The organism is Umezawaea beigongshangensis (assembly GCF_016464305.1).
GTDB lineage: Bacteria > Actinomycetota > Actinomycetes > Mycobacteriales > Pseudonocardiaceae > Umezawaea_A > Umezawaea_A beigongshangensis.
On record NZ_JAEIOJ010000009.1, the window covers coordinates 1 to 15,992 of the forward strand.

Consider the following 15,992-nt stretch of genomic DNA (forward strand, 5'->3'; position numbering starts at 1 on the left):
CCGGTACGAACGCGATGCCGTCAACTACTGCGCCTTCGCCACCCTGGCCGCAGCGCTGACCTGCTTCAAGCAACTCACCAAAGCAACCACGTGAGACCGGCTCTTAGGACAAATTTTTCACAAAGCGCGTCTTTGCTCGCAGCGCGTTATTGAATCGAAAGTGATCACGTGCCTGTAGGTTGATCACCATGGTCGAGGTCGAGGGTGCGCACCGGTTGTCGCCTGCGAAGCGTGAGGTGCTGCGGTTGCGGGTGGTGGCGGCGTTGGAGGCCGGGAAGGTCGAGGGGTATCGGCAGGCCGCTGAGGTGTTCGGGGTCTCCGAGCGGTCGGTGGGCACCTGGTGGCGGGCCTATCGGCGGGACGGTCGCGACGGGCTGGCGACCCGCAAGGGGCGTCCCGGCCCTGCCGAACTGATCAGCGCGGAGGACCGGGGCACGCTGTTCGCGGCGATGGCCGACTACACCCCCGAAGAGCTGCTGATCGGCGGGCCGCTGTGGACCCGTCAGGCGGTGGTCGAGCTGATCCGCCTGGTCGTCGGGGTCGACATGACCGAACAGGGCGTGGGGTTGTGGCTGCGTCGCCACGGGTTCACTCCTCAACGCCCTGCGCAGCGGGCCTACGAGCAGCAGCCCGCCGCCGTGCGCGCCTGGTTGGACGAGAACTGTCCGGTGATCGAGGCGCGTGCGAAGGCCGACGGTGCGGCGATCGCCTGGGTGGACCAGTGCGGGCTGCGCCCCGATGCCGCGCCGCCCGGCCGGTCCTGGGCGCCGAAGGGTCGAACGCCGATCGTGCGGGTGACCGGGAAACACTTGCGGGTCAACGTGATGTCCGCGGTCGCCTCACGGGGCGCGTTGTGGTTCACCGTGTTCACCGAACGCTTCACCGCACCGGTGTTCACCGCGTTCCTCGACCGCGTGGCCCGTCAGGCCGGCCGGAAGGTGCACGTCGTCGCCGACCGGCACCCGGTCCACCGCGGCAAGGCCGTCCGCGCCTGGCTGCGGGACAACGCCGACCGGATCGAACTGCACCTGATGCCCGGCTACAGCCCGGAGCTCAACCCGGACGAACTGCGGGGCGCCGATCTCAAACGCAACGTCAACGCCTCCCGCGCCCACACCGCCGACCACCTCGCCCACGAAACCAGACGCTTCCTGCGCCGCCGCCAACACCAGCCGCACATCGTCCGCGGCTACTTCCGAGCCCCACACGTCCGCTACGCCATCATGTAGGCAACTGAGCACTTTCGGCTCAATAACCTCATCGAAATTCCGTTGGCAATCTGTCTGGCGAAATTCAGTCGTGTCGTTCGACCAGGGGAAAACGGAGCCAAGAAATGCCGTTTTCGCTATTGCTTGCGGTCGGTGTGAGTGCGAACGATCCCAGGAGCGCCAGTTTGTCGGCGTCGGCGGTCCCGGTTTCGGCGTAGCACAGGACGAGGGTGATGCCTTCGGTTCCGGTGATCGGGAACCTTTCGCGGTGCAGACGCATCCTTCCCACCTGGGGATGGTCGAACGGGACCGCGGCGCCGTGCTGCCTGCCCACGTCGTGGCGGTTCCACAGAGCGCGAAAGCGTGGACTGGCAAGGGAAAGCTCGCCGACGAGCTCGATGAAGCGGTGGTCGTCGGTGTCGGTGCCCACGGCTTGGCGCAGGTGTGCGACGTAGCACTCCGTGGTCCCCTCCCAGTCCAGGTGGAACGTGCGCTCCTCCGGAGCGAGGAACACGTCGAGCAGCTGGTTGCGTCCGACCGACAGGCGCGGCGACAGCGCGGTCGCCGTGGCGTTGGCGGCCAGGACGTCGAAGTAGCGCCCCTCGACGAACGCGGGACACGGCAGGATCGGCAAGAGCTGCAGGATGCCGGCGGGCACCGATTCCGTGCCCGACCTGCGGCGCTTCCGCCGGGGCTTGTCGGCACCGAGGCCGAGCAGGTAGACCGTGTGCTCGTCGTCGAGCCGCAGGACACGGGCGAGCGACTCCAGCACCTGCACGGACGGGTTGCGGTCGCGCCCCCGCTCCAGACGCAGGTAGTAGTCGCGGCTGATCCCGGCGAGCATGGCGACCTCGTCGCGCCTCAAACCGGGCACCCGCCGCCCACCACGATCGGCGAGGCCTGCTTGCGCGGGCGTGACAAGCGCGCGTCGGGCGCGGAGGTAGTCACCCAAGTGGTTCGGCTTTTCGGTCACCCCAGCACCGTAACCCGCCTCCGACGCGACCTGAGGGGCCCTGTCACTACCCTGGTGCACCACGGCACTTGTCCGGGTTGCGGCACAAGGCGTTGCCTGAGGACGGCATCACCGAACCTCAAGCCCCAAGGACAACCACGCATGCGTTCACCGGTGAATCGACAGATCACCCTGGCCGCCAGGCCGCACGGGAACCCGAAGGAAAGCGACTTTCAGATCGTGCAGCGCCCCGTCCCCGTCCCCGGCGACGGACAGGTGCTCGTCCGCAACGTCCTGGTCTCACTGGATCCGCTCAACCGCATCCTGATGGGCAACGCCAACAGCGACCAGCCCCCCATCGCACTGGGCGAGACGATGTTCGCCTTCACCGTCGCCGTCGTCGAGCAGAGCAACAACCCCGCCTTCGCCGTCGGCGACCACGTCGCCGGCACCACCGGCTGGCAGGACTACGCCGTCTCCGACGGATCCGACCTCCGAATCGTCGATCCGGACATCGCACCACTGCCCGCGCACCTCGGCACGCTCGGCATGACCGGCCTCACCGCCTGGGTCGCCCTGACCGTCCTGCTGAACCCGAAGCCGCGCGGAACACTCCTCGTCACCGCCGCGGCGGGTGCCGTCGGCTCGGCCGCCGCGCAGATCGGCAAGCTCCGGGGCTACCGGGTCGTGGGCACCGCGGGCGGTCCCGAGAAGATCCGGCACCTGATCGAGGACCTCGGCCTGGACGCCGCCGTCGACCACCGGGCACCCGACTTCACCGAACAACTCGCCCACGCCGTCCCCGACGGGATCGACACCCTCTACGACAACGTGGGCGCCGCCCTGTTCCCCGCGTTGCTGCCGCACCTGAACGTGAACGCGCAGATCGCCGTGGGCGGTGTCATGTCGCAGATCACCCGAACCGAGCCCTTCACCGGACCAGACCACCTCCCCGACCTGCTGAGGGCCGCGCTCTACAAAATCCTCACCATTCGCGGCGTCAACGTGACCGAGTACCACGGCCACAGCTACCCCGAGTTCCTCGCCGACCTCGCCCCCGCCATCGCGGAGCGGAAACTGCACTACGGAACCCACCTCGTCCAAGGACTGGAGACCATCCCCGCCGCCTTCACGCAGATGTTCACAGGCCGAACCGCGGGAAAGATGATCGCGCAGATCAGCTGAAAACCCTGCGGATCAGGTGGACGGATCGGGGTGTGCACGCCCGCGCCGGCTCCGGTGTGGTCGACGTCGGCCAGTGTCGGGAGCCCGCCGCGAGCGGCCTTGTACAGGGCGGGCAGTGCGTGCAGGCGGGCGGCGCGCATGTCGTGGAACGAGCCGGGTTCCACGTCGGAGACCCACAGCGGGGTGCCGTCCGGGGCGGAGATGAACTGGATGTTCCCGGCGAAGCGATGGCCTTTGCCGGAGTACCACAGGTCGTTGCCGTTCTGGGTCACGCCGGCCAGCCGGGCGCAGGGCACCGGGGTGCCGTCCAGCACGACGTGGGTCAGGCCCCGGTCGTGTTCTCGCTTGAGCACGTCGTGCAGCTCTGGTGCCTGATCGGCGAGGACGTCGACGCCCTCGTGCAGGTAGCGGTAGCCGGTGGCCTGCGAGATTCCGGCGTCGACGGCCAAGCGGTGAATCCGGTCCCGGTCGCGGAACCAGCGCAGGACCAGCACGGCCTGGCGGAACGGGCTCAGCGCGCGGCTGCCGGACGGGGTGCCGACCGTCCGGCGGTGGGCGGCCAGCAGGCGGGCGAGGAGGTCGACCACGTGGCGGGGGACGTCGAGCGTGGCAGAACAGGTGACCATCGTGAGCCCCTGGTTCAGGGACGTGATCTCGGCAGATCTGTTCCTACCAGGGGCTCACGTCCTTCCGCAGGTCAGCGCCCCGCCAATCCGGCATATGAAGCAGTACCGGCCAATTTCGTTGAGAAAACCTCACTCGCACAGGGCCCCGGCATCTCGATCGACCAACTCATGGCAACCCATCGACAACGTTGTGCTTAGGTCCAACGCGCCAGGCAACGAGGATGGACCACCTGGCTGCTCAGCCGCGGATCCAAGCGCCCGCCGACGGCACCGGTCCGCCAAGACGCCCCACAACCTGCGACGCTGACGCTCCACCGACTCCGCTCGACGGCCACAAGGCCAAGAGTAGTAACGGTTTCCTTTTGTGACAGCGAATTCCCGTATCCACGCGAGGACGGAGCCGGGCCCGCGCCCACCTGAGTCTGGGACATCATCATGACGACGACAAATGACGACACCGGCACGGCATTCGATCACGACGGCGAGGTTCGGCTCGTCGACGAGCCTCGCGAGTACCCGTACCTGGTCAAGGGGATCGATCTGGCCGAGCAAGCCCGACCTGCCGCCGGCGGAGCTGGCGCCAGCACTGTGGATGGTGAGGGGGAGCGCTTCCACCGATCTGCGATCATGCTGCGCCATGGATCGTCATGAGCAGTTCCGCAGCGCCGCAATCGATCGAGGCATCCCGCAGGACGAGATCGACAAGTTCGCCGACCAGCTCCGGTTCGCGATCTGGGCGGGTCCAAGCGCTGCCGGGGATGAGGTCGTCGGGCAGCTCGGTGGGCTTCCTGAGCTACCGGCGGGCATGGAGTGGCCGGGCGACGAGCACCCGTTGCCGTTCATCGGCTCCGTCGACTGCGCGGCCCTCCCGCGAGCCGAAGGGCTTGACCTGCCGGCGGACGGTTCGCTGCTGTTCTTCCTGCACCACGAGGAAGACATGGAAGAACATCCCACCACCGAGTTCTCGCGAGTCCTCTACGTCCCAGCCGGCACGGAAACGGAGGTGGCATCACCGCCGCCCGGCCACGACACCAGGGCGTTCTTTATGGAGCCCATCCCGTTCCTCATTCCCGAGTGCAGACTCACCGCATGGGTGCAACCGGTGCTGCCCGACTGGATCGAACGGCGCGATGTCACGTCCGAAGCGGACGCCGTGAAGCAGTTGTGCGAGCTCGTCGACGATCTCTGGCCGGCTCAGGACCGCTTCTGCACGCTTCGCATCGGCGGGTACTGCCGGGAGATCGGCGGCCACGACAATCCATACGCGCAGATGGCGTTCGATAGCGTCACGGGCCTGCGGGCAGCTGATGCCGACATGCCGATGGAGGAGCGGTTCCGCCTGCAGGACGAAGAGGAGCGCCGGTTGATCCAGGAATGGGTGCCGCTCGCCCAGTTCCCCACGAACGGCGAGTTCTACTACGGATGCTTCCTGATCAGGTTCGATGATCTCGCCGCGAAGCGCTTCGACCAGATGCGTTCGTTCACCATGTTCACCGAGTAGGGGGCGTCACTGAGGGCTGTCACGTGACTGATCCTGTGATTGGTGGTCGAGTACTTCTTGGTCAGCCGGTGAGGGCGAGGTCGTGGAGGCGAGCGATGGCGGAGGCGGTGTCGCGCAGGGTGTGGGCGGCGCGGCGGTGGTCGCGCAGGATGGTCCAGTTCTTCATGCGGGCCAGTGCGTGTTCGGCGCGGGCGCGAACGCTGCGGTGGACGGTGTTGAGGTCCTCCTGCCAGTCGGCGAGTTCGCTGCCGTCGCGGGGTGTGCGGTAGGGCATGATCACCTCGGGGTTGCCCTGGTAGCCGCCGTCGGCCATGACCGGGCGACCGTCGAGCACGCCGGAGTCGCGGTAGACGGTGCAGTCGTTGCGGTTGCCCGGTTGCGGCTCACCGGTGGCGATCACGAGGCGGGCGTCGGCTTCGATGGCCACCTGCAGGTTGGTCGAGTACCGGTAGTTCTTCGACCGTGCGGCCAGGCGGTGGTCGCGGGTGGGCACCAGGGTGCCATCCACGATCGCGTCACCACCGCGCTCGGCCAGCACCCGCACCAGCTTGTGGAACTGCCCCGGCTGCAAGCCCGTGAACGGTGCGATCCACTCCGACCGGGACGCCGAGAGCACCTGCACCCGATCATGATCCCCGATCCACCCCGGTGACCGAGCACCGAGTTACGTGACAGCCCTCAGTGCCGATCGACCGCGTCGCCGACCAGAAGCCCTACTGCTCGGGCAAACACCGTCGACGCGGCGTCAACGTCCAGGTCCTCGCCGACCCGGCGGGTCGGCTGGTGTGGGCCTCGTCGGCCCTGCCCGGCTCCGTGCACGACCTGACTGCGGCCCGCACTCACGGCCTGCTCGACGTGCTGACCGCCCACGACGTCACCACCTTCGTCGACGAGGCGTGTCAAGGCGCGGGCGGCACGGTGCGCACCCGTTCAAGCGCCACGCCACCCGGCCGCGGCTGTCACGCGGGCAGAAGGCGGTCAACCGGGCACATGCCCGCATCCGCGCACTCGGCGAACGCGCTGTATCGCTGCTCAAGGGCTGGAAGGTCCTGATCAAGCTGCGCTGCTGCCCACGCCGGGCCACCGCGATCGTCGCGGCCGTCCTCGTCCCGCACCACATCGAGACCCACCGTCAACCACGATGAAAAAGGTTCTCTCATGCCTTCAGGCTGACGTCGAAGTTCTGGGTGAACACCCGGTCGGGATCCCAGCGGAGCTTCAGCTCGCGGAGCCGGGCCAACGTCGCAGCAGGGAAGGCGCGGAGCACGTCGTCCGCTTGGTGATCGGACTCGAAACTCAGGTAGATCCCGTCCATCAGTGTCCGGAGCGGCCGCCAGGCATCCGCGAAAGCAGCTCGGTCGCCCGTCGTGACCGCGGTGACGGAGAAGTTCTGGTGGCGGTGGGCGTAGGCGGTGGCATCGGCCGGGACGTCGTTTATGGCACCTCCGGCGGAGCGGATCTGCACCATGTCGGCAGCGCCGCCCCGCAGGAGCACGGCTGTGGCACGGGCCAGGTCCGGGTCGAGGTGGTCTGCCAGCCCGGTGTGCGTGACAGCCGCCTGCTGTCCGGTGTGCGTGGCGTTGGTGGTCAGTGGGACCGACGCGTAGGGCACCAGCTGAGCGCGCTGTCTCACGACTCCGGGAAGTCGGACGAAGGGCTCCAGGGCGTCGGCCGCCGCCGCTGTGTCGTCTCCGGCGAAGACGACGGTGGCTTGCGCGAAGGGCGTCGGGCCGCCGATCAGGTAGAGGAACGCGGAGACCTCCCGGGGGGCGGTCTCGAGGACGTGCCCCCACCTCTGGAGGAAGCCGGCGACGTCAGGCAGCGCGTAAGCCACCGTCGCCTGCACCACGGACGGTGTCGGGGCGGCCCGGAACTCGAACGAGGTGACGATCCCGAAGTTGGCGCCGGCTCCACGCAGGCCCCAGAACAGGTCCGGGTGATCTGATCTCGAGGCCCGCACGGTGCATCCGTCGGCGGTGACGACCTCTGCGGCTGTCAGGTGGTCGATGGTGAGTCCGTGGGCGCGGCCCATGAGCCCGATGCCCCCGGTGGTGGCAAGGCCCCCGACTCCGACGTCCCCGGAGTCCCCGGAGCTGATGGCCAGTCCCATGGGGTACAGCGCCCTGGCGACACCGCTCCATCGCGCACCGGGGCCGATCCGGACGTGCTGGTCGTGCAGGCGCTCGACGGTGTTGAGCGCGCCGAGGTCGATGACGACGCCGCCGGTGTTGGTGGAGATGCTGCTGATGCCGTGGCCACCGCTGCGGATGGCGATCGGCTGGTCCTTCGCGCGAGCGAGGGCCAGCGCTTCCGGGACCTCGGCAGCCGAGCGTGGTCGGATCACAGCAGCGGGGGAGCCGGTCGCCACGTAGACGTGTTGGACGCTCGGGTACCGGGCGTCGCCGGGACGGATCACATCGAGCATGGCCGTCAGTCCTGCGGCGGGGTGGCCTGCGGACCGGCCACCTTGTCGACGAAGTACTGCAGGACGGTCCCGGTGAGAGGGCTCACCGCTGTGGCCAGCTCGGCGACGTGTTCCCCGATCTGGGTGCCGTCGATCCACCGGTTGTCATCGACGCCGGCCAGTTGGCGGGCCCTGGTGCGGACGACGCCCAACACCATCTCGTACACACGCGGACCCCGGCTGCCCAGCTCGGCAGCGAGAGTCCGGGTGAGCGACTTGGTGGCCGCCGCCGCCGACGCGACTCCTCCGGCACCGGGGAAGGGGATGTCGGCACTCATCCCGTTGAGCTGCACAAGGGAGCCGGTCCGTGCCAGGGCGGGCACCAGCGCTCGGTAGAGCCGGAAGACCACTGTCTGGTTTGCCGCCACGAGCGCGTCCCACTCCTCGTCGCTCAGCGCGAGGAGCGGCTTTCGCCCCTGATCGCCCCAGGAGGCGACGCTCACCACCGCCACGTCGAAGCGGCCGTGCTCGGTCACCAGCGACTGCACTGTCGGGCCCAGGTCTGCCGACAGGCCGTCGAGGACTGCGGTGGTCAGCTGGCTGACGTCCGCACCGTCGGTGCGCAGTCGAGCCGAGAAGGCATCCAGTCGGCCCTGGTCGCGACCGCCGACGACCACCTTCGCACCGGCGCTCAGGAGGGCTCGCACGACACCCTCACCCACGCCTCCGGCGCCTCCGACGACCAGTGCCGTCGTGCCGGTCATGTCGGCTGGTGACCCCCTCCACGCGGGGATCGTGTACACGTCCGTCATCTCTGTTCCTCATCAGTGCGACCGGTGTCGCGTTGGTCCACGAGTCGACCGCGCTGCGCGAGCAGGGCGTGCCCGACATCATCGGAAGTGGGGGTGGGGGTGTTCGTCGGTGAGCGCAGTCGAGCTCCGACAGCCGGCCGACGGCACAGGCGCGCGGTCCCTCGGTCGGCCAGGTCGGGTCCGATCGTCCATCGACACGGACGCTCGGTGTCTGGTGGGCTCATGGCCTGCGTGGGCGAACGAAGCGGCGGCGGACTGCGCGCCGTGCGCCGGCTCCGTCCGGTCCGCGAGGCGAGAGACTCCGGTCAGCCGTTCGCGGCGACTGCCTGGGTGGCCGCAGCGGCAGCGCTGGCCTGGATGAACATCCCGAGCGTCGAGGTGTGCTCGGACATCAGGCCCATGAAGTGGCCCACCTTCGCCACGTTGGCGTAGCTGCGCTGGAACTCCGATGCCACGGACAGCCAGGTGACCGGAACCACCCCCGCCTGGATCATGCGCTGGACTGCTGCCTCGTGGACCTCCAGGTTGACCCCCGCGGTGACGTCCACGGCGACGTGGACGTCGTAGCCCCGGTCGATGCCGGACAGTGCCGTCTGCAGCACGCAGCCTTCGGTCATCAGACCCGAGAGAACGAGCTTGCGGCGGCCGGCGGCCTCGACGGCCTGGGCGAACCTCGGGGTGTCGAAGGCATCGAAGTTCCCCTCGCGGACGATGACCTCGGTGTCGCCGAGCACCGTCTTCAGGGGCGTGAAGAGAGGACCGGACGGGTCGGTGTCGGCGCCGTTGGTGACGACCAGAGGCACGTCGTACGCCTGTGCGGTCTTCGCGAGGCCCACGGCGTTGTTCACGTGGTACGTGACGTCGTGCGAGCGGAAGAGATTACCGAAGCCGACCGCGTGGTCGATCATGATGATGGTGCTGTCCTCGGGGCGCAGGATGCGCATGACTTCTCCTCGGAGATGGGCTGGCCTCCGCTGTTGCGGTGGACGAGACAATGCTACGACGCAAGATGATACGAGTCAAGAGTATCTCCGCTGGGATCATGTGATATCTTTCGGACGTGACATCACCGGCTCACTCCCGCTCCGCGGACGTACCGCAGCCGTTCGGTACGGATCTGAACTGGCTGCTACATCGTGTCGGCTTTGCTCTCGGCAGCTTCCTCAGCGAGGTGGTCGCGCCGCACGGACTGAGCATTCGCACCTATGTCGTCCTGTCCACCGTGGCGTCGAATCCCGGCATGACCCAGCTGGCGCTGGGGTCGGCCCTCGGCCTCGACAAGACCACCGTGACAGCCGCGATCGACCGTCTCGAGCAGGCGGGCCTGATGTCGCGCCAGCCGGCGCCGGGTGATCGCCGCGCACGAGTCGTGCACGTGACCGACCCAGGTCGGGCGCTGGCTCACCAGGTGCAGGCCGAGACGACGGCACGACAGGCGGCACTCTTCGCCGATGTCGACCAGGTCGATCTCGATCAGATGGTGCGCACGCTGCAGCATCTGGCCTTCGGCCCCTTCGTGGAGAGCGCCCCGGTCACCGGTTCGTGCATCTGAGGTCATCCGCCGGGGGAACCAGCGCCGCGGGCGGCGCTCTGGCGGACCGGCTCGCTGCGATCGCTGCTCCCCGCCCGTGCAGACGCGCCTCGGCGCCAGCGCGGCGACGGGGATGCCGTCGAGCAACTGCGCGCACATCCGGTCCCCGGCGATCGCGACCGGAGCCTCGACGCGGTGGTCGCCGAGATCGCACGCAGCGACTGCTGGCCGGTGCGCCCCCACACCACGCACCTCGGCCAGTACATCGTCCGCTACGAGCGGGCCCTGACGCAGGGTAGGCACCCGCACGCAAACCGCCGGGGAGGAACGTCTCACCGGCCTGTCCGCGCGGTGCCGCGCGCACGGCAGGGAGTGCCTCGCACAGCGAGGCCCCGCTGGCCGTCTCCGGTGCACCCCGCACCGCCCCGTCAGCGACCACGACTGTCGGTCGAGCCCCTGCCGCGCCGGGTGCCACCCGCGCTCGTAGCAGTCACCGCGCCGATCAGCGGGTCCACCGCGACCAGGCCACGGCCTTCGTGCGCGCCACCGGACGGCCAGTGGCACCGGTGGTACCGGCCAGCAGTTCGGCCAGCACCGGCACCGGGCCGGTGGCCAGGCTCTGCAGCGCCGCGGTGGCACGCGCGGCGCAGTGCCGCGTGGCGCAGAGAATCAACAACTCAAGACACCGGTGCGCGGTTGTGGATTCGGTGCGTTCACGCTTCTGTTGGCGTGTACCACCTCCCTCGCGTCGGGCACCGGTGCGCGATCATGTCTGTATGCCGAGCAGGTCCGAAGACACGCGTTACCCGTCGAACGAGCCACACGAGTCAGGCATGCTCGAGGTCGGCGACGGTCATTCGCTGTACTGGGAGGTGTCGGGCAACCCTCACGGCAAGCCGGCAGTCGCCCTGCACGGCGGTCCCGGGTCGGGGAGCTCTCCGAGAACGCGGAGCCTGTTCGACCCGAACCGTTACCGCGTGGTCCTGTTCGATCAGCGCAACTCCGGGCGCAGCACACCCTCGGCGACCGATCCGGTCGTCGACCTGTCGGCGAACACCACTCAGCACCTCGTCGCCGACATCGAGGCGCTGCGGGTCCACCTGGGAATCGAACGATGGCTGGTGTGGGGTGGCTCGTGGGGCGTCACACTCGCTCTCGCCTACGCGCAGGCACATCCGGAGCGGGTGACCGAGATGGTGCTCGCGGCCGTGACCAACGGCGACCGCCGCGACACCGACTGGATCACTCGTGACATGGGCCGCGTCTTCCCGCGTGAGTGGGAACGGTTCCGCGACGGCGTGCCCTCCGCCGAACGCGAGGGCGACCTGTCGGCCGCCTACGGTCGGTTGCTCCACGATCCCGACCCCGAGGTCCGGGCCAAGGCCGCACGCGGGTGGTGCGAGTGGGAGGACACGCACATGTCGCTGGCCCCCGACGCCGCGCCGTCCTTGTCGGTCGCCGACCCGACATTTCAGCTGGCCTTTGCCCGCCTCGTGACCCACTACTGGTCGCACGGCTGTTTTCTGGAAGACGGGCAGCTACTGCGTGAGATCGAACGGCTCCACGGGATTCCTGCCGTGTTGATCCACGGGCGTCACGACGTCAGCAGTCCGCTCGGCGCAGCCTGGGCGCTGCACCGAGCCTGGCCCGGAAGCGAGCTCGTGGTTCTCGACCACACCGGTCACGGTGGCGGCAGCATGACCGCGGCGATCATCGCCGCCACCGACCGCTTCGCCCAGGATCAGGGCGAGCAGTCGTCGCCGTTCACCGGAGATCACGACAGAGATCGTCGGTGACGCGCGTCGTCGCGGTCGGCGAGCACTCCCACTTCATCGACGAGTTCCTGTCGCTGCGTCAGCGGACACTGCGCTTCCTGGTCCAGCGCTGCGGGTTCACCGTGCTGGCGTTCGAGCACGGCTTCAGCGAGGGCGTCCTGCTCGACGGGTGGGTGCGGGGACGGGGTGCGGACGGCGACCTGTCGGCTCACCTCGCCGACGCGGTTCCCGTCGGACTGGACGGGCCACTGCGCTGCCGGTGATCCAACGACGATGCGGATCGCCGAGTCGTTCGCGGGCCGCTCCGCCGCCGCGGCCGCACCCGCGTGGGCACGCCTGGCCACCGCCGAGCAGGACGCGCTCAGCGCGGGCCTGGTACGTCTGCTGATCCGGTTCCGCGTCGTGCAGAACCTCTGCGTCTCCCGCAGCGACCAGCACGGCTACGACATCGCCGTGCGCCGCTTGGCGGCCGCCTGTCACGGTGACCACACCTTCCGCGCCATGGTCGACCTGTTCGCCGGGCACGGCCGATCGCTGGCACCCCGGGTCGAGACGTCTGCACGGCCGAGTCGCTCCTGTGGTACCTGCGTCGATCCGAACCGGGGACCCGCATCGTGCTGATGGCCCACAACGCCCACATCCAGAAGACGCCGATCTCCTTCAACGGCCAGCTCACCGGGTTTCCGATGGGACAGCACCTGCACAGCGCCCTGGCAGGGGACCACTTCGCCCTCGGTGTGACGAGCACCGCCGGACGCACGGCGGAGATGCGGCCCGACGAGGGCACACCCTCGGGTTCGCGGTCGAGGACACCGCACCGCGGTCACCCGAGCCCGGCAGCGTCGAAGCCGCCTCGCCACCGCCGACCTCGGACTCGGCACCGCCGATCTGCGTCAGGCACGACGCGGCGCCCCCGGCGCCACCGGCCCCCACCGCATCCAGATGCAGAGCACCTACCTGCACACACCCGTGCTCGACGCGTTCGACGACATCCTCAACACCCCGAGATCCACCATCGCCACCGATCTGCCACACCCGACGACCTGAGAACCGGCGGCGGCCCGCTCTCCGGCCAGGACCAACGCCAGCGGGCGGCAGAGCGGACCGAAAGCGGAGCAGACCTCGCTGATCAAGCCACCGCGCGAGCGCCCCAGCATGGCCGCGCTCAGCCCCGCCCGCACACGGCGGCGCAGCACTCGCCGACACTCCCGCATCATCGCTCCCCCCACTCGCAACGGGCTCCAACAATGATCACGACGCACCACTCCCCCGCTGACCCACGAGCGCCGCACCCGACGGCACGGCCCCGCGTTGGTAGGGATGCCGGTAGCCCCGGGACCGGGGTGACCGGATCAGTCGCGGTGCCCGGTTACCAGCGCGCGAATCTCCGCCAGCAGCGCCGGGGCGTCTTCGGCGGACAGCCCCGACGCGCACCGCCCGCTCCACCGATCAGCGACCCGACAGCCGGGTGACGCCCACGGTCCTGGGCCGCCCGCGCGGGTGGCCGCGCCCCTCGGCGGCGCGCAGCGGCGGTACCACGTCGGCCGACACGTACCGGGCTCACCGGCGCGGGGCGCGTCAGCGGTGTCGTCGGCGCGGTACCAGCGCCGGACCGTGGCCGGAGTGACCCGCAACGAGCGGCCACATCGAGAAACGCCAGCGGACCTGTCTCCGCGGCACCACGACACCGCGCACAAGCCAGCAGCGGCGCATCTCGACCACAGACCACCGTCACCACCCGGTCAGACACAGTGATCACGGCCTCGTGGAACTCGGCGCGACCCCCTCAGCGGGCCGGAACCCCGTCACCACTCCGCGCGTCCGCCTGGCCACCTCGTAGCAGACACGCCGCAACTCCCGAACACCACACACCCGACCAGAAAACCCTTTCACACCACCAAGCACACGCCAGCCAACGACAGCGGACCCGCTGAGGTCGAAACCCTGCGAGACGAGGACCGCTGCCTGCTCGACCACGTGCGGCGGGGCGAGCAGGGCACGACCCGGACGCGCCGGACGACGATCACTCTCGCGTCGTCGTCCGGGACACCCGCGCCGTCGATCACCCGGCTGGTCACCGCAGATGCCGACACGCTCCTGAACGTGATCCACGACGTCGACCACCACCCGCGGCCCGGCGGCGCCGAACCCTGGCTTGCCGGGAGGCCGTCCCCGCCTGGTCGGCCCCGACGACCTCGTGCTCGTCGTGGCCACAGCCAAGACCCGCGTCGTGGGCTACTTGGTTTCGACCTTCGCCAGGGGCGTCTGCCGGGTTTCCAGGGCTTTCACGGCGATGTCCCAGGACGTGTCGCCGGGGAACAGCTGGGAACGGAGGTAGGCCCACACCAGTGCGCGCAGCGCGGCAACCCGTTCGGGGTTCTCGTCGGAGGTCTCCGCGGCGTCGTAGCCGGAGATGCCGCCGAACAGGTGCTGCGCGCCGAGGAAGGTCAGCAGTGTCTTGTTGCCGTTGGGGCTGTGGGTGTAGGCGTCCCAGCGGTAGCTGAGCCGGGAGGAGAAGTGGGGGTTCAGGTCCTCGTCGCCGGCGATGACGAGCGCGGCGCCGGTCATCTGCCCGAAGTCGATGTGCTTCATCATGGGGTAGTGCTCGGCGGCCCACGGCGAGAAGTGCTCGTCGGCGATGCCCGGTCCCCCGATCACGACGCCGGCCTTGATCCTGGGATCGGAGAGGTCCTTCTCCCGAGGGTCGTTCGGGTCGGTCACCTGCGAGCCCAGCAGCAGCGAGACCGTGTGGCCGCCGGCCGAGTGCCCGACCGCGGCCACCTTCTCGGTGTCGACCCGGCCCGGCAGCCCTGGAACCGCGGCGAGGACCTCCTCCAGGTGATCGAGGACGGTGCGCATGTCGACGGCGCGGTCGTACCAGAACAGCGGCGCGTCGGGCAGGTCCTGCTCGCGCAGCCCGAGCACTGTGGAGTCCAGGTGCGTCGGCTGGACGACGACGAACCCGTGGGCGGCCCAGAAGTCCGCGACGGGGCCGTAGCCACGCATCGAGGAGATGAAGTTGGCCATGCCGTGCCCGTGCGAGAGCAGGATGACCGGCAGGTCGGTCCCGGTCACGGGCGCTGAGACCTTGATCTCCAGCGGCACGGGCCTGCCCGGCACCTCGAGGGTGACGGGGCTGTAGCTGAGGATCGGGGTGGGGTCGCTGACCGGGAAGCCGGCGGCGTCCGCGTAGGTGGTGCTCATGATCGTTCCTTTCGGGCCGTTGGTCCGTGAACCGATTGCTCGACGGACTCGGTGAAGTGATCAGCTCGGCCGCTCGACAGAAGATTGCCATACGTAGCAATTTTGCGCAAGCAGGCATTTTAGCCATGGAGTGCATGTATGCTGGGGTGCACGCAGCGGTGATCGACGGAGTGACAGGAGAGTGCTGGTGACCAGTGACGGTCCGGGGCTTCGGGAACGGTCCAAAGCACGACGACGGCGGCTGATCCTGCACACGGCCCTGCGCCTGTTCGCCGAACACGGGTACGAGCGGACGACGATCGCCGACATCGCCGACGCGGCCGAGGTGGCGCCGCGGACCGTGACGGGCTACTTCCCGTCGAAGCTCGACTTCATCACCGAATGGCCGGCGTCCATCGAGCAGCGGGTCATCGCGCTGCACCAGCAGGACCCCACCGTGGAGTTCATCGATCTGGTGGACAGGTGGTGGCACGACCTGCGCGACAACGTCGACCACGAAGAAGCCGCCCTCACCCGCGCCATGACCCTGGCCAACCCCGGCGTGGTCGCCATGGCGGAGGCCGAGGTCTCACAGCGGACCCCCGGAACCGGCTTCCCCTTCGACGGACCCGATCGCGACGGCCTGTTGGGAGCCGCAGGTCGAGCCGCGATCAGGGGCGTCAACCACGTGTTCCTCCGCGGTGTCGCCGAGGACCGCATGACCGACGAACTCCACGACGACCTGCTGCGCCTGATCCGCGCCATCGCCGACAGCACCAACGTCGGCCACGGCTCGCTCAGGCTGGACCCCTAGC

General features: G+C 69.1%; 17 protein-coding genes and 2 pseudogenes. 11 read left to right on the forward strand and 8 right to left on the reverse strand.

Translation table 11 applies throughout. The features are described from left to right. Nucleotides 1-188 precede the first annotated feature (188 nt). Nucleotides 189-1,229, forward strand: coding sequence for an IS630 family transposase (locus tag IMZ35_RS21330; RefSeq protein ID WP_199442936.1), 1,041 nt, complete (start codon nt 189-191; stop codon nt 1,227-1,229). A 64-nt stretch (nt 1,230-1,293) separates the two neighbouring features. Here the strand turns inward: IMZ35_RS21330 and IMZ35_RS21335 are convergent, their stop codons facing one another. Beyond that, nucleotides 1,294-2,181, reverse strand: a complete 888-nt coding sequence (locus IMZ35_RS21335) for a helix-turn-helix domain-containing protein (RefSeq protein WP_199442937.1) — start codon at nt 2,179-2,181, stop codon at nt 1,294-1,296. A gap of 141 nt (nt 2,182-2,322) precedes the next feature. On the opposite strand from IMZ35_RS21335, the gene IMZ35_RS21340 reads away from it, so the two are divergent. Further along, entirely contained in the window at nt 2,323-3,345 is a 1,023-nt protein-coding gene (locus tag IMZ35_RS21340; protein ID WP_199442938.1) for an NADP-dependent oxidoreductase, read from the forward strand. Here IMZ35_RS21340 and IMZ35_RS21345 read toward each other — a convergent pair. Then, nucleotides 3,243-3,971, reverse strand: coding sequence for a transposase family protein (locus IMZ35_RS21345; protein ID WP_199442939.1), 729 nt, complete (start codon nt 3,969-3,971; stop codon nt 3,243-3,245). The genes IMZ35_RS21340 and IMZ35_RS21345 overlap by 103 nt on opposite strands. Nucleotides 3,972-4,406: 435 nt before the next feature. Here IMZ35_RS21345 and IMZ35_RS21350 point away from each other — a divergent pair, with 435 nt between their 5' ends. Both IMZ35_RS21350 and IMZ35_RS21355 read left to right on the forward strand, forming a co-directional pair. Next, nucleotides 4,407-4,622, forward strand: coding sequence for a hypothetical protein (locus IMZ35_RS21350; RefSeq protein WP_199442940.1), 216 nt, complete (start codon nt 4,407-4,409; stop codon nt 4,620-4,622). After that, a complete protein-coding gene (locus IMZ35_RS21355) occupies nt 4,609-5,472 on the forward strand; it encodes a DUF1963 domain-containing protein (RefSeq protein WP_199442941.1) in 864 nt (287 codons plus the stop codon). The genes IMZ35_RS21350 and IMZ35_RS21355 overlap by 14 nt, the downstream gene beginning before the upstream one ends. Nucleotides 5,473-5,533: 61 nt before the next feature. Here IMZ35_RS21355 and IMZ35_RS21360 read toward each other — a convergent pair whose 3' ends face one another. Then, entirely contained in the window at nt 5,534-6,094 is a 561-nt protein-coding gene (locus IMZ35_RS21360) for a transposase family protein (protein WP_199442942.1), read from the reverse strand. A gap of 59 nt (nt 6,095-6,153) precedes the next feature. Here IMZ35_RS21360 and IMZ35_RS21365 point away from each other — a divergent pair. Then, nucleotides 6,154-6,617: pseudogene (locus tag IMZ35_RS21365) on the forward strand (transposase family protein); the annotation flags it as partial. Nucleotides 6,618-6,628: 11 nt separating this feature from the next. Here IMZ35_RS21365 and IMZ35_RS21370 read toward each other — a convergent pair. The 3 genes from IMZ35_RS21370 to IMZ35_RS21380 form a co-directional block, all read right to left on the reverse strand. Continuing rightward, nucleotides 6,629-7,840 (reverse strand): FAD-binding oxidoreductase, encoded by a 1,212-nt coding sequence (locus IMZ35_RS21370; RefSeq protein ID WP_199442943.1) that lies wholly within the window; start codon nt 7,838-7,840, stop codon nt 6,629-6,631. Nucleotides 7,841-7,902: 62 nt separating this feature from the next. Beyond that, a complete protein-coding gene (locus IMZ35_RS21375; RefSeq protein WP_199442944.1) occupies nt 7,903-8,640 on the reverse strand; it encodes an SDR family NAD(P)-dependent oxidoreductase in 738 nt (245 codons plus the stop codon). A 353-nt stretch (nt 8,641-8,993) separates the two neighbouring features. After that, nucleotides 8,994-9,632, reverse strand: a complete 639-nt coding sequence (locus IMZ35_RS21380; RefSeq protein WP_199442945.1) for an isochorismatase family protein — start codon at nt 9,630-9,632, stop codon at nt 8,994-8,996. A 116-nt stretch (nt 9,633-9,748) separates the two neighbouring features. Between IMZ35_RS21380 and IMZ35_RS30800 the strand changes: the two genes are divergently transcribed. Beyond that, the gene (locus IMZ35_RS30800) at nt 9,749-10,240 is read left to right on the forward strand and encodes a MarR family winged helix-turn-helix transcriptional regulator (protein WP_199442946.1); all 492 of its coding nucleotides are present in this window, start codon (nt 9,749-9,751) and stop codon (nt 10,238-10,240) included. Nucleotides 10,241-10,721: 481 nt separating this feature from the next. On the opposite strand, the gene IMZ35_RS21390 is transcribed toward IMZ35_RS30800, so the two are convergent. Continuing rightward, complete coding sequence (locus tag IMZ35_RS21390; RefSeq protein WP_199442947.1) at nt 10,722-10,892, reverse strand: hypothetical protein; 171 nt, start codon at nt 10,890-10,892, stop codon at nt 10,722-10,724. Nucleotides 10,893-10,995: 103 nt separating this feature from the next. On the opposite strand from IMZ35_RS21390, the gene pip reads away from it, so the two are divergent. From pip to IMZ35_RS32115, 4 genes and pseudogenes are all read left to right on the forward strand, one after another. After that, nucleotides 10,996-12,015, forward strand: a complete 1,020-nt coding sequence (gene pip / locus IMZ35_RS21395) for a prolyl aminopeptidase (protein ID WP_199442948.1) — start codon at nt 10,996-10,998, stop codon at nt 12,013-12,015. Next, nucleotides 12,012-12,257, forward strand: a complete 246-nt coding sequence (locus IMZ35_RS21400) for a hypothetical protein (RefSeq protein WP_199442949.1) — start codon at nt 12,012-12,014, stop codon at nt 12,255-12,257. Before pip ends, IMZ35_RS21400 begins: the two co-directional genes overlap by 4 nt. A gap of 10 nt (nt 12,258-12,267) precedes the next feature. Continuing rightward, a complete protein-coding gene (locus IMZ35_RS21405) occupies nt 12,268-12,615 on the forward strand; it encodes a hypothetical protein (RefSeq protein ID WP_199442950.1) in 348 nt (115 codons plus the stop codon). After that, nucleotides 12,579-12,728: pseudogene (locus IMZ35_RS32115) on the forward strand (erythromycin esterase family protein); the annotation flags it as partial. The gene IMZ35_RS21405 and the pseudogene IMZ35_RS32115, both read left to right, overlap by 37 nt. A gap of 1,501 nt (nt 12,729-14,229) precedes the next feature. On the opposite strand, the gene IMZ35_RS21415 reads toward IMZ35_RS32115, so the two are convergent. Next, nucleotides 14,230-15,198, reverse strand: a complete 969-nt coding sequence (locus IMZ35_RS21415; RefSeq protein WP_199442951.1) for an alpha/beta hydrolase family protein — start codon at nt 15,196-15,198, stop codon at nt 14,230-14,232. A gap of 187 nt (nt 15,199-15,385) precedes the next feature. On the opposite strand from IMZ35_RS21415, the gene IMZ35_RS21420 reads away from it, so the two are divergent. Next, entirely contained in the window at nt 15,386-15,991 is a 606-nt protein-coding gene (locus tag IMZ35_RS21420; protein WP_199442952.1) for a TetR/AcrR family transcriptional regulator, read from the forward strand. Nucleotide 15,992 lies beyond the last annotated feature (1 nt).